Source organism: Thermanaerovibrio velox DSM 12556 (genome assembly GCF_000237825.1).
GTDB classification, from domain to species: Bacteria; Synergistota; Synergistia; order Synergistales; family Synergistaceae; genus Thermanaerovibrio; species Thermanaerovibrio velox.
In genome coordinates this window covers 1,827,075-1,846,696 of sequence record NZ_CM001377.1, presented here as the reverse complement: position 1 = coordinate 1,846,696, position 19,622 = coordinate 1,827,075, and the positions used below count along the sequence as shown (strand labels likewise).

At 62.4% G+C, this 19,622-nt stretch carries 17 protein-coding genes; 10 read left to right on the top strand and 7 right to left on the bottom strand.

Annotated features, from left to right (window positions below; all coding sequences use genetic code 11):
* Positions 1-214 precede the first annotated feature (214 nt).
* From THEVEDRAFT_RS08845 to THEVEDRAFT_RS08830, 4 genes are all read right to left on the bottom strand, one after another.
* Entirely contained in the window at positions 215-868 is a 654-nt protein-coding gene (locus tag THEVEDRAFT_RS08845) for an IMPACT family protein (RefSeq protein WP_006584391.1), read from the bottom strand.
* A gap of 4 nt (positions 869-872) precedes the next feature.
* Positions 873-1,355: an HIT family protein gene (locus THEVEDRAFT_RS08840; protein WP_006584390.1), complete on the bottom strand. Its 483-nt coding sequence runs from the start codon at positions 1,353-1,355 to the stop codon at positions 873-875.
* Positions 1,356-1,367: 12 nt separating this feature from the next.
* On the bottom strand, positions 1,368-2,324 hold the full coding sequence (locus THEVEDRAFT_RS08835) for a ParB/RepB/Spo0J family partition protein (protein WP_006584389.1): 957 nt from the start codon (positions 2,322-2,324) through the stop codon (positions 1,368-1,370).
* Positions 2,325-2,392: 68 nt separating this feature from the next.
* A complete protein-coding gene (locus tag THEVEDRAFT_RS08830) occupies positions 2,393-3,148 on the bottom strand; it encodes a ParA family protein (RefSeq protein ID WP_006584388.1) in 756 nt (251 codons plus the stop codon).
* A gap of 1,589 nt (positions 3,149-4,737) precedes the next feature.
* On the opposite strand from THEVEDRAFT_RS08830, the gene THEVEDRAFT_RS09515 reads away from it, so the two are divergent.
* The 3 genes from THEVEDRAFT_RS09515 to THEVEDRAFT_RS08810 all read left to right on the top strand — a co-directional run bounded on the left by THEVEDRAFT_RS09515 (position 4,738) and on the right by THEVEDRAFT_RS08810 (position 6,973).
* Positions 4,738-5,334 carry a hypothetical protein gene (locus THEVEDRAFT_RS09515; RefSeq protein WP_006584387.1) on the top strand — a complete coding sequence of 199 codons (597 nt, stop codon included), beginning with the start codon at positions 4,738-4,740 and terminating at the stop codon, positions 5,332-5,334.
* 140 nt (positions 5,335-5,474) lie between these two features.
* On the top strand, positions 5,475-6,188 hold the full coding sequence (locus tag THEVEDRAFT_RS08815; protein WP_006584386.1) for a hypothetical protein: 714 nt from the start codon (positions 5,475-5,477) through the stop codon (positions 6,186-6,188).
* Complete coding sequence (locus THEVEDRAFT_RS08810) at positions 6,185-6,973, top strand: thermonuclease family protein (RefSeq protein WP_006584385.1); 789 nt, start codon at positions 6,185-6,187, stop codon at positions 6,971-6,973. Before THEVEDRAFT_RS08815 ends, THEVEDRAFT_RS08810 begins: the two co-directional genes overlap by 4 nt.
* Positions 6,974-6,976: 3 nt before the next feature.
* On the opposite strand, the gene THEVEDRAFT_RS08805 is transcribed toward THEVEDRAFT_RS08810, so the two are convergent.
* A complete protein-coding gene (locus tag THEVEDRAFT_RS08805) occupies positions 6,977-7,819 on the bottom strand; it encodes an adenine nucleotide alpha-hydrolase family protein (protein WP_006584384.1) in 843 nt (280 codons plus the stop codon).
* 89 nt (positions 7,820-7,908) lie between these two features.
* Between THEVEDRAFT_RS08805 and THEVEDRAFT_RS08800 the strand changes: the two genes are divergently transcribed.
* Positions 7,909-11,457, top strand: a complete 3,549-nt coding sequence (locus THEVEDRAFT_RS08800) for a translocation/assembly module TamB domain-containing protein (protein ID WP_006584383.1) — start codon at positions 7,909-7,911, stop codon at positions 11,455-11,457.
* Positions 11,458-11,469: 12 nt separating this feature from the next.
* Here THEVEDRAFT_RS08800 and THEVEDRAFT_RS08795 read toward each other — a convergent pair whose 3' ends face one another.
* The gene (locus THEVEDRAFT_RS08795) at positions 11,470-12,474 is read right to left on the bottom strand and encodes a threonine ammonia-lyase (RefSeq protein WP_006584382.1); all 1,005 of its coding nucleotides are present in this window, start codon (positions 12,472-12,474) and stop codon (positions 11,470-11,472) included.
* Positions 12,475-12,542: 68 nt separating this feature from the next.
* Between THEVEDRAFT_RS08795 and THEVEDRAFT_RS08790 the strand changes: the two genes are divergently transcribed.
* The 6 genes from THEVEDRAFT_RS08790 to THEVEDRAFT_RS08765 all read left to right on the top strand — a co-directional run bounded on the left by THEVEDRAFT_RS08790 (position 12,543) and on the right by THEVEDRAFT_RS08765 (position 18,861).
* A complete protein-coding gene (locus tag THEVEDRAFT_RS08790; RefSeq protein WP_006584381.1) occupies positions 12,543-13,079 on the top strand; it encodes a bifunctional adenosylcobinamide kinase/adenosylcobinamide-phosphate guanylyltransferase in 537 nt (178 codons plus the stop codon).
* Positions 13,064-13,831, top strand: coding sequence for an adenosylcobinamide-GDP ribazoletransferase (locus THEVEDRAFT_RS08785; protein ID WP_050802108.1), 768 nt, complete (start codon positions 13,064-13,066; stop codon positions 13,829-13,831). The genes THEVEDRAFT_RS08790 and THEVEDRAFT_RS08785 overlap by 16 nt, the downstream gene beginning before the upstream one ends.
* A gap of 131 nt (positions 13,832-13,962) precedes the next feature.
* A complete protein-coding gene (locus THEVEDRAFT_RS08780; RefSeq protein ID WP_006584379.1) occupies positions 13,963-14,343 on the top strand; it encodes a hypothetical protein in 381 nt (126 codons plus the stop codon).
* 633 nt (positions 14,344-14,976) lie between these two features.
* Positions 14,977-16,230: a glycoside hydrolase family 5 protein gene (locus tag THEVEDRAFT_RS08775; RefSeq protein WP_006584378.1), complete on the top strand. Its 1,254-nt coding sequence runs from the start codon at positions 14,977-14,979 to the stop codon at positions 16,228-16,230.
* 206 nt (positions 16,231-16,436) lie between these two features.
* Positions 16,437-16,928: a rubrerythrin family protein gene (locus THEVEDRAFT_RS08770; RefSeq protein WP_006584377.1), complete on the top strand. Its 492-nt coding sequence runs from the start codon at positions 16,437-16,439 to the stop codon at positions 16,926-16,928.
* A gap of 235 nt (positions 16,929-17,163) precedes the next feature.
* Complete coding sequence (locus tag THEVEDRAFT_RS08765) at positions 17,164-18,861, top strand: FAD-dependent oxidoreductase (protein WP_006584376.1); 1,698 nt, start codon at positions 17,164-17,166, stop codon at positions 18,859-18,861.
* Between the two features lie 229 nt (positions 18,862-19,090).
* Here THEVEDRAFT_RS08765 and THEVEDRAFT_RS08760 read toward each other — a convergent pair whose 3' ends face one another.
* Positions 19,091-19,537 (bottom strand): Lrp/AsnC family transcriptional regulator, encoded by a 447-nt coding sequence (locus THEVEDRAFT_RS08760; protein ID WP_006584375.1) that lies wholly within the window; start codon positions 19,535-19,537, stop codon positions 19,091-19,093.
* Positions 19,538-19,622 lie beyond the last annotated feature (85 nt).

Below are 19,622 nucleotides of genomic sequence, written 5' to 3'. Positions count from 1 at the left end.
AAGCCGACGCTACAGCGTATCCGGGGGTTGATCTATGTTGACCTAGCGTGTTGACCTCGTGCCCCTAATCGCCCATGTTTCGAGGGTTATTAAACATGATCCCCGGTATAACGGAGATGGGCCTAAAAAAAGATACCGGTTCTCCTGTTTTGCTTAAAAAACTTAAAAGCCCGAGGCGACCTCTGCTTTCCCATTAGCCCGTGGCCCTGGATCCTCATGCTGGGCGGTTTTTCTCCAGAGGTGAAAGGGACAGCTGAACCTCCCCCATGCGGCATATGATGTCCCCATGGGAGACGTGGTCCAGGAACTCCTCCAGGGCTCCCTTCAGCTCCTCCGGTATTATACCCTGGGCCTCGAGCCTCTCCCGGTAGTCCCATCGGATCGCATCGGCCCGGAGTCCCATGCGGCCCCACCAGTGCCTGAGCTGGTCCTCCTTCGAGTAGTCCAGGTTGAAGGTCACTGGGATGCACCGCTCCAGCACCGTCCGCTTGCATCCATTAAGCGCCGCCTTGGCGGCCAGGTTGTAGGCGTCTATGAGCCCCCGGACCCCCAGCTTTATGCCCCCGTAATAGCGGACCACCACCACCGCCACCTGGGACATGCGGGACGATAGGATGGCGTTGAGTATTGGCCTCCCCGCGGTTCCCGAGGGCTCCCCCCCGTCGGAGCATCCCTCGTCCCTCCTGGGGAAATGGGTCTTGTAGGCCCAGCAATAGTGGGTGGCCCGAGGGTAATCTTCCTGGACCTCCCGCAAGAGCTCCTTCATGGGGGCGGAGTGGTCGAAGGGCAGCACCACCCCGATGAAGCGGGAGCGCTTTATGACCACCTCCTCGACGTGACGCTCCAAGGGGGACTCTATGGCCTCCACCTCGTCACCCCCAAGCCTCCACCAGGGCCCTCCGGGTCTCCTCCAGGGCCTCCGGTATGACCTTCACGCCCCCTATCACGGGCATGAAGTTGCAGTCCCCGTTCCAACGGGGGACCAGGTGGAGGTGAAGATGCCCAGGCAACCCCGCCCCCGCGGTGGCCCCAAGGTTCATCCCCACGTTGAACCCATGGGGGTTCATGACCTTTCGGATCACCCTGAGGCACTTGATCTGCAGACCCCACATCTCCGATGCCTCCAGGGCGTCCAGGTCCTCCGGATCCCCCACGTGCCTTATGGGGGCTATAAGGAGGTGTCCCGGGTTGTAGGGGAAGCGGTTCAATATCACCAGGCACCGATCCCCCCGATGAACCAAGAGGGGATCCCCCTTTGCGGCGGCGTTGCATAGGAAGCAGCCCTCATCCTGGACTCCGCCGGACTTTATGTACGCCATCCGCCAAGGGGCGAATATCACGTCCTTATTGGCCAAGGTCAGCACCCCCTATTTCCCGGGAAATATGAGCCCTCGGTGCTGATCTATGAGGGCCAGGATCTTATGGGCCTGGGACTTGTTGAGGTTCCTCAGGTGCAGGGTGAGGGAGTCCGCCTTGCCGGACATGCCTATCTCCACCCCGAACTGGTCGGCGAACTCGTAGGGGTAGTGGTTTATGGCCCTGGGGGTCCGCTCCCCCCTTTCGCCCCCCTGGGCATCTGCCTCCATGCGCCGCACCATCTCCTCGGTCTGCCTTACGCTCAGCCCCCTATGGACCACCAGCCGGGCGATCTCCTCGATCTTATCCTGGTCCTGGAGCCTTAAGAGCGCCCTGGCGTGCCCCTCCGTGATCGCCCCGGAGGAAAGAAGGGACTTAACCGAGGCGGGGAGCTGCAGCAGCCTCAGCTTGTTGGTCACCGCGGAGCGGCTCCATCCCAACCTCTCCGCTATGGCCTCGTGGGTGGAGGAGAACTGCTGGATGAGCTCGTTTATGCTCTCCGCCACGTCCAGGGGGGACAGGTCCTCCCGTTGGAGGTTCTCCACCAGCGCCGCCTCCCTCATGGCCCGGTCGTCCATCTCTATGACCCGGACCGGCACCTGTTGCACCCCCGCCCTCATGGCGGCCCGCCACCGGCGTTCCCCCGCGACTATCTGATACGTGCCGTCCCCCTTGGGGCGCACCAGCAGGGGCTGAAGGACCCCATGGACCCTTATGGACGCCGCGAGCTCCTCAATGGAGGCCTCGCTTATGACCCTGCGGGGCTGAAAGGGGTTGGGCTCCAGGGCAGAGCATGGAACGTGAGACTCCTTGCCCTCCGATCCCCGCCTCTCCTTCTTTGGCTCCGGCCTGATCGGGTCCTTTTGAGGGACCGCCACCGGCTCCCGGGGGGCCTCCGCCGAAACCGCCTCGTTGTTAGTGGGTATCAGGGAGGAAAGCCCCCTGCCGAGTCCTCCTTGCTTTGCCATCTGCGCTACCTCCTTCATGACTTGTTGATCTCGAATCTAAGACACAACCTCCGACAAACCCTACGTCATCACAGGCGGCCTAGGACCTCCTGGGCCAGCTCCAAGTAGGCCTGGGCCCCCTGACTGCCAGGGTCGTAGGTGACCACCGGCATGCCGTAGCTGGGGGACTCGCTGACCCTCACGTTCCTGGGTATTATGGTCTCGAAGGTCTCCTGGGGAAACCGCTGGCGCACCTGCTCCGCCACGTCCCGGGACAGCCTGGTCCTGTTGTCGTACATGGTCAGGATGATCCCGAAGAGGTCGATGGAGGGGTTCAGGTACTGCCTCACCAGGTCTATGGTCTTGAGCAGCTGGGACAGGCCCTCCAAGGCGTAGTACTCGCACTGAATGGGTACCACGAACTTGTCCGCCGCCACCAGGGCGTTCAGGGTGAGAAGCCCAAGCGATGGGGGGCAGTCCACCAAGACCAGGTCGTAGGACTCAAATCGGTCCCTGAACTTCCTTAGCCTTGACTCCCTGCTTATGGCGGAGGACAACTCGATCTCCGCCCCCGCCAGGTCTATGGTGGCGGGCAGAACCCACAGGTTCTCAATGTTCGCCGGCACCACCACGTCATCGAACTGGGCGTCCCCAAGGAGCAGCTCGTAAACGTTCCTGGAAAGAGAAGACCGGTCGATGCCGATCCCGGAGGTGGCGTTACCCTGGGGATCCATATCCACCATCAAAACCCTCTTCCCCTGCATGGCGATCGCTGCCGCCAGGTTCACGCAGGAGGAAGTCTTGCCCACCCCACCTTTTTGGTTAGTAAGGGCCAATACGCTCATCTCGCAACCCTCCCCGCTGGGTATGGTTTCACGTGAAACATTATAAACCAACCCAAGGGCGGACGAGGCGCTCTCCCCAAAAAATCCCTGGACACCCTTGCCATTTCCCGGGAAATAGGGGCGCCGATCTTGGCCAGCGGGGACGCGGCGTTCGCCCCTTGGGGGATGGGGACAAGAGGCCCGGCGGCATCCAGGGTACTGCTTCCTGCGCAACGTCATCGCAAGGAGGTCATTTGCTGGTTCATCGGGTGATCTGAGCCTGGTGGTGTTGAGGCGCTTCCCGCACAACCCGGGAGGCCTTTCGATGGCCCCCATGGGGTAAGCGCCGCGGGGGATCCGGAAGGGCTGGATGCCCCCCCGTGCCTCGAATAGCTGGGGGCTGGGGACAAGCGCTGCGGGGTGACCCAGAATGTCATGGACTCCCAGGGGTTGGCGCGGGCATGAGCCTTGGGGCATCTAAGGGGCGGGATCGCCGGGGCTCATTGCCGGGGCTCATTCTCCTGGTTCACCCTTGGGGTGGGCCGCAAGTTCATGCCCCCGAGCTCCGATGGGAGGGAGTGAAGGCCATATCCGTGTGCCTTGGGGAGATACGGCACCATGGCGTCGATGTCCCAGGGGGCCCAGTCCAGTATTTGATCATCTTAATCACCCCCAACATCTCGTTGGCCCCAAGGGTGAACCCAGTCCGCCCCCCACGGCTGGTCCTGCCCGCCAACCTCAGGGCTATATCCATGCCTCCCATTTTCACCATTCCACTGTCCCGCCATCTTGCCACCACGGGTCTCTCCGGGCCCCGATGGAAGCCTGGGGCGGCGAGGCTGAGCCGATAGACCCCCCGTTGGGTCACGCCGAGGGAGTGCCCGTGGGCATTAAACACAAAGCGCTCCCGCTTCGTGGGCGCTCGTGGGGGTGGTGCCCCCTTGAGCGCCCCACCCCCACGAGGGATCTATCGCGGGTGGTCCGGTAGGATTATCCCCGGGCCACCCGCTGTCGCCGGGTCTGCAAAACCCATTTCCCAAGGAGGGATGATGGGTGCTCCGATGGGGCTTGGACCCCTTGGGGTTTTGTGCCCCACGATGCGGCGTGTTGCGCGCCGCCTCTTTGAGCGTTGATGGTGGTCTCGGGAGGTCGGTCTTCGACGACGGGCATCCTTGTCCCCTGGGTTCGCATTTTGCATTCGGGATGGCTTTTGGGAGCTTGGGGACGCAGGTGGCGTATGGGCAACCCAGGAGGGCTTGGGGAGGGCTTTATTCCGTTCCCCCCATGTCCGCCAACCACTAACAGCGAGGCGGCATTCCAGGTTCATGTGCCCACCCCGATCTTCCGGGCCCCACCCTCGATGTCCCCTCCCTGAGGACTCCACGGGTCATCCATCGGCAGACCCTTTCCCCCGGTGTCATCGCTCCCGCCAGGCCCCGTCCCGGCGGCGCTCACCGCCCCCCGCGGGGCATCGTGGTTTGGCTTGGGGATGTACCCCGCGTGCCACTTGCGTCACATGCTTGTGACGAGTCCGGTTCCGGTGGCGCGCCAGGCCTTGCCGGCCTTGCCAGTCGTGCCGGTGGGTCCGGTGGCGTGGGGCAGGGGTTGTCATGGTCTTAGTCGATCTGGAGGTAGTGCGCCGCGGCGGTCTCTTGTCCCGTTATTCCAGTGTTCCATGCCCCGCGGCGGACCTTCGGGGGCCTTGGGAGTCCGTGAGCCCTTGGCCCTTGGCCGCCATGGGTTTACCGGGCCTTGGGGTTTTAGTATCATTTACTCCTGTGTTGGCTCGGCGCTCCCTGCGCGGTGGGCGATTTCGTCGAGGTCCGTGTCGTCCCGAGCGTTTCTGCCCATGGACTTATCGTCCTCATGAGGTTGGTCTTAGCCAGGAGCCGCCGGCAAGGGGCATGGCCCACATTGTGCCCCGTGGCGTTTCTCCGTTTCCTATCCCACGGCAGGGCGCCCCTATGACATCGGCGGAGGTTTTTGGGCGCCGGTCCATGGGTTGCTGGGTGGCAGGCTTTGGAGTAGGGCGGAGGACGAAGGTCTGGGGCAAGGAGCAATGGGGCTTGTCCGTTGATCCCTTCCCGGGGGTGTTGCGTCTTATTCCCCCTGTGGACCTTGTCGCTGCCTTGTGGCTCTTCCCCGCGAGTCGTGTTGGAAGCTCGCATCGACTTGGGGCGGTGCATCGGCTAAAGTCCAGGCGGTGATATGGCGATGGTTGTGGGTTGTGCGCGCGGTAAGGGTTAAGACCTTGGGGTTGGGGCGGCCCCCGCGGGGTTTCACGTGAAACCTCGGGCCCTTCGCCCTGGGCCTGAGGGGGTTATTTCCCAGGAAATGGGGGTGTCGGATGGGTTGGCTCGGGCGGTTCTGTGATTTCGCCTCCCCGCTGGCGGAGGGGGTGGATGGGGTGTTCGGCCTTGGGGTGAACCACTCCTGGGTCTCCTCAAGGCACCTTGGCGCCGCCTGGGCATTGGGGGGCGATGGCTCCGCGGGGAGGCGCTGGTTCAAGGCTTTGCCCCCCAGGGTGCCCCTGTCCGCCCTGATGCCCCTTATCGGGATGGGGGATTCCCGAAGGAGGGCCCTGGGCCTTGCGGCCATGGACTCCCTGTTGCCCAGGCCCGCTGGCGGGATCCCTTTGCCGGATTACTTGGCGTCCCGGCGCGGTAGGGGGGCGGTGGTGCTCGGGAGGTCTGAGCTGACCGCGCTCCTTCGGATGGAGCTTTCCGTGGAGTGTGTAGTGGTGGATCGTCCCAGCAGGGATGACGAGGTGGGGCAGTGGTGGGGGCGGTTGTTGCGGTTCGGGGCCCCGATGCTCTGGGTCTTGCCGGAGGCGGTGTCCTGGATGCCCTGGTGTCTTCCCCCTGGTGCCCTTGAGGGTTTTGAGGAGGTCATCCTGGGGCCGGAACCCTATCCCCCCGCGGGGGAGCTGTATCGTTCCCTTGGGGTCACCGGATGGGTCTTCCACCGGTGGGGCCGGGATCGGGATGCCCTCTCCTGGATGGTCCGGGGTGGGCATCTCATGGACATGGACGGATACTCTTTGGAGGTGAGCTTTCTGTGAGGAAGTTCCACGGGAACAGACTGGGGGTTCTCCTGGGGCTGGCGCTGGCGGTCCTGGGGGTTCTCCGCGGTGCCGGTGTGGCGGGGCCTTCCGCGGAGGGGGTTGTGGTGGACGTCTCGGACGGGGACACCGTTAAGGTCCGCTTGTCCGGGGATGTTAAGACCCTTCGCTACCTATATATAGACACACCTGAGCTGCATCATCCCCAACGGGGGGAGGAGGAGTTTGGGGAGGCCGCGGCGGAGCTCAACCGGAAGCTTGTCATGGGTCGGGCGATAAGGATAGAGTTCGACGCGGAGAGGGAGGATAAGTACGGAAGGCTTCTTGGGACCCCTATGGTCAACCTTGAGGGCCGGTGGGTGCGGGTAAGCGAGGCCTTGGCTGCCCGGGGGCTAGGACTCAGCATGGTAGTACCCCCTAACGATTCCGGTGCCTGGCGGGTGAGGGGGGCCGTCATGGAGGCCAAGGAGAAGGGCCTCGGCCTTTGGGGGCCCAGCAGGGACAGGTCCAGGGGTTTCTCCGAGGCCCAGATCAAGGCCTTCGCGGGTAAGCTTCGAGGCCGTTGGATCCGTGCGGAGATCAAGGTGAAGAAGATCACCCAGTCAAAGGGTGGTACGGTGCGGATATGGGGGGACCGGGGCTTCCTGCATATCCTGAGCTACCCGGGGGTCTACGACTTCTCATCCCTGCAGCCCGGGGACCGGCTTGTAATATGGGGGTGTCTCACCGCTTCCTCCAGGGGTTGGCATGTCCGCTGGATAGACCCCGCCCAGAAGATGAACTAGGGGTTATTCAAACGGAGATTGATGCAGGAGCCTTATGGGGACCGGCGGTTCCGGCATGGGGGTTCCCATTTGAGGCTGGGCCGGGTGTGTAACGTCCATGAGCACCCTTTTAAACCCCTCGGCCAGGAGGCGGTCCCTCACCGCCTCCCATCCCCAGGGCTTGTCCGAGAGGGGCTTCAGCACCGCCGTGTCATGGTCCAGCAGCTTAAGCTCGTACCTCCCAAGGACCCAATGCTGGACCTCCCCAAGGACCTTCAACCTCTCCATCCCTCGGTCTTTGAGGCTAAGCCCCGGGTATGCCATTTGGGCCAGGCATTTCACCCCCCGATAGCCCCTCCAGTGGAGCCCCATGGCGGACAGAGCCCTTACCACTTCGAACTTCCCCATGCCATGGTCTCCAAGGGGCAGCATGATCCGGTCCTCTGAGCAGGCCCTGGTCCCGTACTTCTGGGTTATAAGGGTCTCCACCGTGAGGGGGTCGCATATGCCCCACCGGTCCGGCAGCGCCCCGGCTATGATGCGGTGCATGAGCTTCCTGCAAAGGTAGCAGCGGTCTGGCCGGTTCTCCAGGACCTCCTGAAGCCCTTCCTCCTCGATCTCAACCGTGAGGACTTGGAAGTTGAACTCCTCCGCCCATCGGGCGGCGAAGTCAAGGGCCTCCCGGTGCCAAAGGGGGGATCGTACCAGGATCAGTTTGACCCGATCTCTTCCCATCACCTCCCCGGCGATCCTGGCCAGCAGCACGCTTCCGGGGCTCCCGGAGAATATGATCCCAATCCCCCTAAAGCGGGCGGATCCCAACTCCATCCTTATGCCTTCAATCCCTTTTGCCAGCCTGGTTTCCAATTTTAAACCCGCCTCCCGCGTGATAAAATCGGATGGTCCCGTATAAATGGGGATTTTGCAATTTATACCAAAGAACGAGAGGTGATCCCATGAGGGGCATCAAGGTCCTGGCCGTCCTGGTAGGTGCCTTTGCCGCCATCGCCCTTGCCACGGTCCCCCTGGCGACGGTGCTTCGAAATAGCGACCTCTACAGCCGCAACGTCCAGGATGCCCTCTCCAAGGGTATTAAGGACTCCATAGGTGGATCCATGGAGGCCGGGTCTTTCTCCGGCAACCCCTTTGTGGGTTACGACGCCGCGGACCTCGTCATCCGGGACCCCGAGGGCCGGATCGTCCTCAGGGCCCGGAACGTCCGGCTTTCCCTGTCGCTCCTGGACCTCCTGCGGGGCAGGCCCAGGCTCTCGACGGTACAATTTTACTCCCTGGAGGGGGATTTAGACGTTATGAGATCCCTGAAGCCCAAGGGGAAGTCCGGGGAGAGGATGCCCTTCGACGAGATAAGGGTGAAGGACGGGGTCATAACCACATCCCGGGGGGTCATCACGTTAGAGACTGGACGGATCCAGTTCCCCGATGAGGGGTACCGGTTCTCCTTGGATGGGACCTTCGCCGGGGCTCCCCTCTTCGCCCGGGGGGAGCTTTGGAACCCTAAGGCCCCAAAGAATGAGTTGTCCCTTCGGCTTAAGCTGGCGGATGGGGAGCTGGAGCTGAAGGGGGCCGGGGGAGACCAGCTGGAGCTCACGGGATCGTTGAAGGGAATGGAGATCCGAAGGCTCAGGGACCTCCTGGGGGCCCTCGGCAGGAGGTACCATTGGATGGACTCCCTGGAGGGGCGGGTCTGGACGGTTTTCGACCTCAAGGGTACCCCCTCAGCCCTTGTGGCGGACGGCAAGGGCCGCGGGGAGGAGCTGAATATAAATGGTTATTTAATAAAATCCCTCCGGGGTTCCTGGACCTTGTCCCAGGGGAAGCTCGCTTTTATCGTGGACAGGGGGGAGATTAACGGCACCACCCTTTCCGGGAGGGTTTACCTTGACGTGGGGGCCAATTGGTCCCTGCGGCTTAGGCTTTCCGGGGGGCCCTTTCGGCTGGAGTCCTGGGATGACACGTTCCCTTGGCTTGAGGGCTCCAGGGGGGTGATGGAACGGGTATCCACGGACCTGGTCTACTCGGCCCATCGGTTGTCCGGCACGGTGGACGCAGTTGGGGCAAGCGTTCAGGTGGCGGGGGAGGATCTCAAGGACCTGCACATCAAGGCGGTCCTGTCCCAGTCCGGCACGGGCCTGGAGGGATCCGCCTCGTGGATGGGGGTTAAGGCATCCTTCTCCGGGGCGGTTACGGGCAAGGGGCTGTCCATCAGGGGCCCCTTCAGGGGGTTGGACCTTCGGGCTTTGAAGGACCGCTTCCCCGACCTCGGCAGGTTGGACCCCAAGGGGGTTTTGAACGGTTCTTTCAAGCTCACGTACTCCAAGGGGGAGGGGCTAGGCGTGGGTCTCTCCTCCTCCGGGGGGGCTTTGGAGATCTCCCTTGGGGGGAAGCGGTTGAAGATGGACCGGGTATCCATGGACGGGGCGTTTTTGAGCTCCAAGGGTTTGCTCCGGGTGTCCGGTCTGTCCTTTGGTTTGATGGGCGGCAGGTTCTCCTTGGCGGGGTCCATAGCGGACCTTCTGGGTAGGGGGGAGGTCACCGCCCAGGGGTCCTTCAGCGGGGTCCCGGCCAAGCATTTCCTGGGGGACCGAGCGTCGGGGGCCTTGTCCGGGACTTTCAGCGTAAGGGGCACCAAGGGGGCTCCGGTGGTGTCCTTCGATGCCTCCGGGGCGGTCTCCTTCAGGGGTATAGATGTGAGGGACCTCAGGGTGACCGGCGTAAGCCCCGGGGCCGGCAGGGTCGACAACCTGGAGGTTCGAGGGACTGCCTTCGGGACCCGGGTCCTCATGCGGGGGGCGGTCAGGGATGGAGCGGTGGAACTTTCGGGGAGCGTCCCGTCGGTGTCCTTGGAGGCCCTGAGCCCCATGCTTGACATGGCTTCGAAGCTTAAGGGGGCCTTATCCCTGGGGCTTAGGGTTAGCGGGGGCGGGGATGCGTTTCAGGCCCTTGTCCGGGTGTCCGGGAGGTCCATCTCCGCCTATGGCCTTCCGTTGAAGGACGTTGCGGGGGAGGTCCGGATCTCCCCGAGCGGTTGGGAGGTTCCCGCCATGACGGGCGGGGCCCTTGGGGGCCGCTTCAACCTCTCCGGATCGTCCAGGGGAGGGGAGGTTCGGTTGAGGGGGGCCATTCATGACGTATCCGTGGGGGCCTTGGGCTCTCCCCTGGAGGGTTTGGCGAGGGGCCGGTTCTCCGGGGAGGTGACCCTGGGCTACGGGTCTGGCGAGGGGGAGGAGGCGGTGACCCTTAAGGGAAGGACCGATGGTTTGACCTTCAGCGGCGTCTACCTTGGGGTCGTGGAGATATCCGCCCACGGGGGCCGTGACGGGGTGGTTATCGATTCCGCCTCTGCCTCCATCGGCGGGGGCAGGATATCCGCCAAGGGAAGGGTTGGCATGGATGGGGATGTCCCCTCCCTTGCCCTGTCGGTGAGGGGAAAGGGGCTTGAGGTCTCCGATTTGCTTGGGAAGATCCGGTTCGGGGGGGCACCTCTGTCCGGGCAGGTTGATATCTCCGCGGAGATCTCGTATCGCAAGGGGCTTTCCGGAGGTGGGGTCATGGCCTTCAGCCCCCTGGTGGTGAAGGGGTTGAAGCTGGACCAACTCACCCTTCCCTTCTACTACGGCAGCGGTTACCTGGTGGTGGAGGACGGGCGGGGGAGCGCCTACGGAGGCTCCGTGAGGCTTCAGTTTTCCCGGGAAATGGCCTCCACCAAGTACGGGGGCAACCTATCCGTAGAGGACTTCGACCTCTCGAAGGTATGGGATGACCTATACCCTGGCAAGAAGCTGAAGGGGTCGGGAAGGGGATCCCTAACCCTATCGCTTCAGGGGGATGTGAACAGGACCAGCACGAAGCGGGGCAGGGGGAAGCTGTCCCTCCGGGACGGCGGCTTCTGGGGCTTTGAGCCCCCCATGGAGTCCGCCATGGGGGCCAAGAAGGTTTCCTTCAAAGAGGTGGGGATCTCCTATGAGCTTGAGGGGGCGGATCTCTTCTTGCTGCCCGGGAGCAGGATATCCGCTCCTCCGGGGGATCGGCTTTATCGGTACATGATGTTCGATGGGTCCGTCCTGGGGAGCGGGGCCTTAAACCTCAACTGCTACGGCAACCTCAACTCCAGGGGGCTCAACGCCGTGACCGGCGTGATAGGCGGGGTCATCTCCTCCGGCTTGAACACCCAATCGCTTTTGAGGAACGTGTTGAGCGGTGCCATCGGTGGATGGGCCAGCGGACAGTTCCGGGACGTATCTTTCCAGGTGAGGGGCACGGTGTCGAACCCCACCGTAAGCAACCTCAAGGTCTACTCCCCCAACCGGCCCAGGGAGACCGGCCCCTCCGGGGGAACCAAGAAGGAGGAGCGGGAGATCCGGCTAAACATAGAAGTCCCCACCGGGGGTTCCAGCGGGGACAACGTGGGAGGTCAGCTGCAGGAGCAGATCATAGACAACCTCCTCAACATATTCGTGCCCAAGGGGCAGGATCAAGAGGAGTGAGAGGGGCAGGGGCTAGAGGTTCTTCACCCCTTCCAGGTGTTCGTCCAGCACCTGCCGGAGGCGGTGGGAGTCCACGTTCCCCCCGGAGATCACTATCCCCACCTTAAGACCCCTTAGGTCCAGGCGTTTCTCCAGGATGGCCGCCACCCCGACCGCGCCGGAGCCCTCCACCACCTGGTGGTGATGATGCAGCAGGAACGCCATGGCCCGTCCGATGGAGCGCTCGGTGACCTGGACCATCCCCGCCATGCGGGTCTTGGCGAGGTCCAACAGGCTCTGGGGGATGTACCCCGCCAGGCCGTCCGCCAGGGTGGGAAGGTATTCCACGTCCTTAACTATCCCGTCCTCCCAGGAGACCACGTAAGGGTTGGACGCCTCGGACTGGACCCCGTATACCTTGATGCCCGGGCGCAGGTGGCAGGCCGCCAGGGCCACCCCGTTCATGAGACCCCCTCCGCCGGCGGGGACGATTATAACGTCCAGGTCGGGCTGGTCCATCATCATCTCGATGCCTATGGTGGAGGCCCCGCATACGATATGGTGGTCTTCAAAGGCGGAGATGAACTCCATCCCCTCCTCCCGGGAGAGCCTCAAGGCCTCCTCCTCCGCCTGGTCGTAGGAGCCCTGAACCACCTTGAGGGTTATCCAAGGGCCTCCTAGCCTTGAGATGGCCTCTTTCTTGGTCTCCGGGCAAGTGGAGGGCACGCATATGATGCCCTTGACCCCCAGGGCGCTGGCCGCCATGGCGACCCCCTGGGCATGGTTTCCGCTGGAGGCGGTCACCACCCCCTTCGCCCGCTTTGCCGGGTCCAGGCTGTTCATCTTGAACAGGGCCCCCCTAACCTTGAAGGCCCCGCATATCTGTTGGTTCTCCCACTTGAGGTAGACCGCGGCCCCCGAAAGGGCGCTCAAGGGGCTTGATAGCTCCGTAGGGGTGTGCCTTACCTTGCCCTTTAGAAACCGATAGGCCATCAGGGAGTCGGTGATGGAGGGGTTTATGTTGAGCTGCTTTGCCAACTGGATTGACCTCCTTTGACTTAGGGTGTCTTCATGATGATAATAACCTAAACGGAGGTGTTGTTCCAGTGGAGAGGGTATTGATCTTGGGAGGGGTGAGGAGCGGTAAGAGTCGCTTTGCGGAGTCCTTGCTGTCCGGGGATCGCAGGGTTCTTTACTGTGCCACCGCGGAGCTGTTGGACCGTGAGATGGAGGAGCGGGTAAGGCTTCATCGGGTTAGGCGTCCGGACCACTGGCTCACCTGGGAGGGAAGGCCCGAGGACCTGGCGGAGGCGGTCCGGTCCTTTGATGGGGACCTGTTGGTGGACTGTCTTACCGTTTGGCTGAGCCGAATCTGCCTTGGGGACCCTGCATTTGAGGGGCCCCTGGAGGATTGGAGGGAGCTCCTGGAGAGGGCCCTCGGCATGGTGGAGGAGCTCTTCCGCGTCCCCGTGAAGGGCCGGATGGTGGTGGTGTCAAACGAGGTGGGTTTTTCCCTGGTGCCCCCTAACCGGATGGGCAGGCGTTTCCAGGAGCTTCAGGGGATGGCCAACTCAAGGGCCGCGGGGCTCTGCGATAGGGTGGCCTTGGTGGCCGCGGGGATGCCCATATGGTTAAAGGGTTGAAGGAGTACCTGGTCTTCGTCCCCCGGGGCTTCATGGTCATGTGGAACCTCCTTACCAGGCTGCCAAGGCTTGGGGACTCGTATCCCACGACGGATAGCCCCGGGGTGCTCGCCCTGGGCCCCCTGGTGGGGCTCGTGATGGGTCTTATGGTGGGGACGGTGGGGCTGGTGGCGTTTCAGGGGCTGCCTGGCCTGCTGACTGGAGCTCTTTGCGGGTCCGCCTACTCCCTTTTGGGGTGGTCCCTGCATCTGGACGGCTTTGCAGACCTCTGGGACGGCCTTGGGTCCGGTCGAAGGGGTGATGCCATGAGGGAGGTGATGAAGGACAGCCGTTCCGGGGCCTTCGGGGTTATGGGCATGGTGTTGGGCCTTCTGGCCTGGTGCTCCGCCTGCGGGGATCTGCGGGGAGTTCACCTGCCCCTGGGGCTTGCCCTGGCTGGTGCATTGGGTAGGTTTTCCCTGCTGGCATGTGCCTTCCTCGGCAGGTACCCCTGGGTATCAGGGCTAGGCGGGGTGTTCGTTGGAAGGTTGAAAGGGCCCCACCTGGCGCTCGGGGCCCTTTGGTGCGCCCCGTTCGCAATCGTCCTCCCATGGCCGCTCCTCCTGGGGCTACTGGGGCTCTCCGGACTTTTGGGGGCCCTCATGGCGATTTGGATGAACCAAAGGATGGGAGGAGTTAACGGAGATGTGCTCGGGGCCTGCGAGGTCCTGGGAGAGATAGGGGTTTTGGCTATCCTGGCTAAATTTATATAGCCCTTAAATTCAAATCACATATGGCAATTCATCCGTAAATGCCATATAATTTCCCACTGGCCCCTACGGTCTATCCAAAATTAAAATTAAACTAAATCCTGGGGCCCAAATGTGGGAAGGGGGATTTTGAAGTGTCATTGAAGTTGGGTTTCTTGCGCTCCAAGACCAGAGAAGGGCGGTTTTTGCAGCTCGCATGGCTTCGTCCCGTCCTTTGGGGCCTGGGTGTATGGTCCTTGAGCCTTGTCTTCAGCGGGGCCTTCGGGGGGCTTTGGGCCTTTGATGGCGTGTTCTCGTCCCCGGGACTTTCCGGCAGCGTGAGCGGTGGGGCCGCCATGGCGGATCACCTGGGGCCCTGCGGGGATGACGGGGAGGTCATGGGGAGAGTTGAGGGGACCTGCGGTTCCCAGGGGCTTTCCCGGGCGGAGCTCAACAAGCTGAAGAAGGTGTTGGAAAAAGGTAAGGAGAAGGATAAGAACAAGGACAAGAAGCCAATCCTCTTCAAGAAGAAATAGCTCCGCAGTCGTGGCTTTTGGATTCGCCGCCGGGCGTTGAGCTGCCTTGGGTGTTTGAGCAGGACTTAGGCAGGTCTTGCGGGCCTTGCCCCCGCGGGGGGCCGTTTCGGCGGTGGAGGTTTGTCACCCCCATCGATGTCCCGGGATGGTCTCTGTTGGGGTCCCACGGTGGATGCCCATGGGGGAGAGACGCCGGTGCCCATGGCGTAGACCTCTGGATCCGGTCCGCATGGGGGATCCTTGGGGCCCTTGTGGGGGAATGGTGTGTGCGGTTGCAGGATGAAAGGGGTTAATGGTTGAGACCGGTGGTCACGTAGAACCTTTCCCCGTCCGCGGGTTTTAGATGAACGGCGGGGAAGCTTTGGTAAACGGTAGCTTGGAAGAGCCCCACAGCGTTTGGTGGGGAGCGGCAGGAAGCACGGGGTAACCGGCGATCAAGCCGAATGAAAGATGAAATATATAATCCCAATCGGTCCTTTGGGGCTGATGAGGGGTTTTATCTTAAATTCCATGGGCCCTTTTCCCAGGGGCCCATGGTGGTTCTGTCCCCTGGGCCTTGTGGGATCCTTTGAAGGCTTTGCTTGGGATGTGAAACGGCGGTAGAGGCACAGGACATGTGGGAGGTGGTGCTAGATGGGTATGGCCTTCAGGGATCGGGGTTGGTGGTTGATGCCCTTGAGGTTTGTCAGGATGTCTTGGATCTTGTGCTTCCTGGGGTTTTTGCTTTGGCTTCCCGGGGGCGTCCTTTGCGGTGTCGCATGGGGGGAGGACAAGATATCCTTTTGGGATGTCCAGAGGAAGGGGACCAACTTCTTCAACCATGAGCCCACGGAGGAGTGGTTTGACGCCGCCAAGGCCCTGGGGGTTGATTGGGTCAGGTTGGCCTATGACAAGTGGGACGGAGAGGGTCGGGATTTCCTGTTGAAGGACGCGGACCGTTACGGCGGGCTGTCCCGGCGGGATCTCGAGAAGCTCAAGCGGGTGCTGGGCTGGGCCCACGAGAGGGGGATGAAGGTGGTCATAGCCCCCCTTACCCTCCCGGGCAGCCGCTGGGCTCAGAACAACCGGGGCAAGAGGGACGTGAGGCTTTGGAGGGACAGGGCCTATTGGGCTCAGGCGGAGGCCTTTTGGAGGGACCTGGCAATGGAGTTGAAGGGCAACCCCGCGGTGGTGGGGTACAACATAATAAACGAGCCGGTGCCGGAGTTCCGGACCGGCCTTCAGGAGACCGCCTCGGTGGAGGAGTACAGGGCTTGGTACCGGAAGCACCGGGGAACCGCCGCGGATCTCTTTGAGTTTTACCGTGGGGTGATAGCCGCCATAAGGGAGGTGGACAAGGACACCCCCATAATGGTGGATTCCGGGTGGTTTGCCAGGCCCGATGCCTTTACCTATTGGCCCGCAGGGCTTGAGGACCGGAAGGTGCTATATGCGGTTCACATGTACGAGCCCTATGAGTTCACCAGCCACCGGAACTTCAAGGAGCGGAGGGGCTTTTCCTACCCCGGTGAGGTCCCTTATGGCGGCGGGATCGAGAGGTGGGATCGAGGCAGGATCCAGGAGTACTTCGCCCCCTTCCTCCGCTGGGCCGGGGACAACCGAATAGCTCCGAACAGGATAGTGGTGGCGGAGTTCGGCTGCTACAGGAGGAACCCCGGGGCGGAAAGGTACTTTAAGGATCTGATCTCCCTCATGAACCGCTGGAAGGTCCACTGGGCCTTCTACGCCTTCCGGGAGGACCGGTGGGACGGCATGGACTATGAGATAGGTCCCGGGGGGCTTGGGGAGGCCTACTGGAAGGCGGTGGAAAAGGGTCTTAAGCCCAATCCTCCAAGGAGGGACAATCGGATCTTCGACGTGATAAGAGGGGAGTTTAGGAGGAATTAGCCGGTTAGCTCCGGTACGGATGGGCAGTGCGATCGAGGGGGGCCTCAGGGCCCCCCTGCCTTTTTAGGGTTTTTTAGGGGGCTTGACAGGCCTGGGCAGTTGGTGTAAATAAAAACCGTTTCAATTTGGCCTGTCCCCCCAGCCTGGCATGGGGTAGAATGGGATGGGCAGTTCGAGTTGAGGAGAAGAGGAGGAGGATGGAAGGAATGAAGACCCACGATAATCTCATGAGCGCGTTTGCGGGGGAGTCCCAGGCGAACCGCAAGTACCTGGCCTTTGCCAAGGTGGCGGAGAAGGAGGGGCACCGTTTGGCGGCCAAGATGTTCCTTGCCGCCGCGGAGGCGGAGACCATACACGCCCACGGGCATCTCAAGGCCGCGGGGGGCATTGGGGACACCGCGGCGAACCTCAAGGCCGCGGTTGGGGGTGAGACCTACGAGTACACCCAGATGTACCCACCCTTCATAGAGGACGCCAAGGCGGAGGGGAACGACGAGGCGGTTAGGACCTTCACCTACGCCAACGAGGCGGAGAAGGTCCACGCCAAGCTCTTCCAGGAGGTGCTGGAAAAGCTCGGCACCGACGACGGTGACGAGTTCTTCGTCTGCACCGTCTGCGGCCACGTTCACAAGGGCAAGGAGGCCCCGGCGGAGTGTCCCATATGCCACTCCAAGTCCGGAGCCTACAAGATGGTTTAGGCGGAGATATTACGGTCTGATTAACAGGCCCTATTGGCTTCCTCGCCTATTGCGGCTTGCGGAAGGCCCGGTGCTCCCCCGGGCCTTCGTTGTTTTCCGGTGGTGCCTTGGAGCTTCAGTTGATCCCCTTTACATCCCTCAGCCTAGGTCTTATTATCTTCTCGTTGGCATACCCCTTGGGGTATGCAGGCGTGTCCTGTGCTTCTGGGGTGTAAGGCTAGGGGAGGTGTTCTGAGTGAGCGACACTGGGGTGAAGAAGGTGTTGGTGATAGGCGGAGTGGCCTGTGGGGCAAAGGCGGCGTCCAGGCTGAGGCGTCTTAGGCCAGACTGGGAGATAACCATAGTGGAAAAGTCCGACACGTTGAGCTATGCGGCGTGTGGGATGCCCTTCTTCCTTGAGGGGGCCGTTCCGGATTTTAAGGAGCTCCTTTCAACCCCAGCGGGGGTCATAAGGGATGTGAACTTCTTCCGGAACGTGAAGGGGATCCAGGTGTTCACCGGACATATGGCCACGGGCATAGACCGGTCCCGGAAGGCGGTGTCGCTGGTAAACGTGGAGACCGGTGCCTCTCAGGAGCTCTCCTACGATTACCTTGTGATCGCCGCTGGAGCTTCCCCGGTGATCCCGGACCTGCCCGGGATAGATCTGAACGGGGTGAGTCCCCTTTGGACCCCCAGGAACGCCTTGGAGATCCGTTCCGCCCTTGACGGGGGCAACGTGAAGGAGGCGGTGGTGGTCGGAGCTGGGCTGGTGGGTCTTGAGGCGGCGGAGGCCATGGCCAAGAGGGGGATCAAGGTCACCGTGGTGGAGCTTTTGGACCGCCCCCTGGCGGCGCTTCTGGACGGGGAGTTCGGGGCCCTGCTGGCCAAGGCCATAAGGAGCTACGGTGTGGAGTTCATCCCCTCCTGCAAGGTGGAGGGTTTCGAGGGAGACTGCGGAGTCCTGTCCGGCGTTAGGACCGACCAGGGGGTTATAAAGGCCCAGCTGGCCCTGGTGAGCGTGGGGGTAAGGCCCAACGTCCAGCTTGCCAAGGACGCGGGGCTCGAGATCGGTCCCGCTGGGGGCATCAAGGTGGATGCGTCCATGAGGACCAGCGATCCTTTCATATACGCCGGCGGCGACTGCGTCGACACCTACAACCGGGTGAGCCGGCTCCCGGTGAGACAGCCCATGGGATCCACCGCCAACCGGCATGGCCGGGTCATAGCGGACAACATAGCGGGCTTCAACAGCGAGTTCCACGGGGTCATAGGCACTGCGATCATGCGGTTTTTCGACCACACGGTGGGTCGTACGGGGCTTTCCGAGGAGGCCGCCAGGCAGGCGGGTTTCGATCCCGTGGGGGTCACGGTGACCGGGTCCGACAAGCCCCACTTCATGAAGGGCTCTGGGACGGTGGTGATGAGGATCCTGGCGGACCGGAAGACCCGAAGGGTCCTAGGCGGGCAGGTCTTCGGCACCGGACAGGCGGACAAGCGGCTTGACGTGCTGGCCTGTGCGGTGTACTCGGGCATGAGGGTGGACGAGCTGGCGGACATGGATCATGCCTACGCACCGCCGTTCTCCTCCGCCCTGGACGTGATGACCCACGGGGCGAACCACCTCCGCAACCGGCTTGATGGGCTGGTGGACACCGTGCGCCCCTCGGAGCTGGCCAAGCTTGTGGAGGAGGGGGCGGTCCTCCTGGACGTCCGGGGTCCCGGGGAGAAGGAGGTTCAAGGGCAGCTCCCCTTCGACCGCATCCTGGAGATACCCCTGGGGCAGCTGGAGAAGCGGATCGCGGAGGTTCCAAGGGGGCGTAAGGTGGTCCCGTACTGCAAGATATCCCTTAGGGGATGGGATGCCGTGGCGGTGCTCAGGAAGCACGGGTTTGAGGACCTGGCGGTCTTGGAGGGCGGCGTGCTGGGCTGGCCCTTTGAGCTGAAGAAGTAGGGGGCTGAACCGCCCGGTCCCTCCCCATGGGGAGGGACCGGGCTTCCTTAAGGGCATCTGCCGAACGGTGATGGTCTCACACCGCCCGGGATGGCTTGCGTCCGTTCATGGGGATCTTCGCCTTTGATTTCCCCCGCTCCCTCCTTTGATCCCTATTCATCCCCCCGAAGGGGGCCAGTGCCCCGCGGCGCGTTGAGAGGGTTTGGGCGTTTTCAGGCTTAGCCCTGGGCTAAAGCCTAAGCCCCCCGTTGCGGCTCTTGTAGCGCTTGAGTATCAGGTGGGTCTGCACCCGGCTTATGCCCTTGAGGGAGTAGATGTGGTTCAGCACGAAGCGCTCCAGGTCCTCCATGTCGTTCAGGAGGGCGTGCATGTGGAGGGTGCTCGAGCCGGTCATGAGGTATAGGTTTTCCACCTCCGGCTTCTCCGCCAGGGCGTGGGCCACCGAGTCAAGGTAGAAGGGTTCCACGTCGATCTCGAAGAAGGCGGATACGTGTTTCCCCGCCGCCTCGGGGTTTATGGTGATGGTGAACCCCTCTATTATCCCCTCCTGCCTCAACCGGTCTATGCGCTCCTTTATGCTCACCCTGGTGAGGTTGTACTTGCGGCCCAGCTCCGCGTAGCTCACCCTGCCGTCCGCGGTGAGATCCTCCAGCAGGTTCAAGTCCAATTGATCCATGGGAACCTCCTCTTGTAAGCCTTTGTCCCTTTTATGGCGACAGATAGATTAACAAAAAAACGGGCTCCATGGAAGAGCCCGTCAT

Coding starts and splice junctions, on each gene's coding strand:
- THEVEDRAFT_RS08800 (WP_006584383.1), top strand. CDS start 7,909: ATGAGGGGCATCAAGGTCCTGGCCGTCCTGGTAGGTGCCTTTGCCGCC.
- THEVEDRAFT_RS08785 (WP_050802108.1), top strand. CDS start 13,064: ATGGTTAAAGGGTTGAAGGAGTACCTGGTCTTCGTCCCCCGGGGCTTC.
- THEVEDRAFT_RS08760 (WP_006584375.1), bottom strand. CDS start 19,537: ATGGATCAATTGGACTTGAACCTGCTGGAGGATCTCACCGCGGACGGC.
- THEVEDRAFT_RS08775 (WP_006584378.1), top strand. CDS start 14,977: ATGGGTATGGCCTTCAGGGATCGGGGTTGGTGGTTGATGCCCTTGAGG.
- THEVEDRAFT_RS08835 (WP_006584389.1), bottom strand. CDS start 2,324: ATGGCAAAGCAAGGAGGACTCGGCAGGGGGCTTTCCTCCCTGATACCC.
- THEVEDRAFT_RS08815 (WP_006584386.1), top strand. CDS start 5,475: ATGGGTTGGCTCGGGCGGTTCTGTGATTTCGCCTCCCCGCTGGCGGAG.
- THEVEDRAFT_RS09515 (WP_006584387.1), top strand. CDS start 4,738: ATGGTCTTAGTCGATCTGGAGGTAGTGCGCCGCGGCGGTCTCTTGTCC.
- THEVEDRAFT_RS08770 (WP_006584377.1), top strand. CDS start 16,437: ATGAAGACCCACGATAATCTCATGAGCGCGTTTGCGGGGGAGTCCCAG.
- THEVEDRAFT_RS08830 (WP_006584388.1), bottom strand. CDS start 3,148: ATGAGCGTATTGGCCCTTACTAACCAAAAAGGTGGGGTGGGCAAGACT.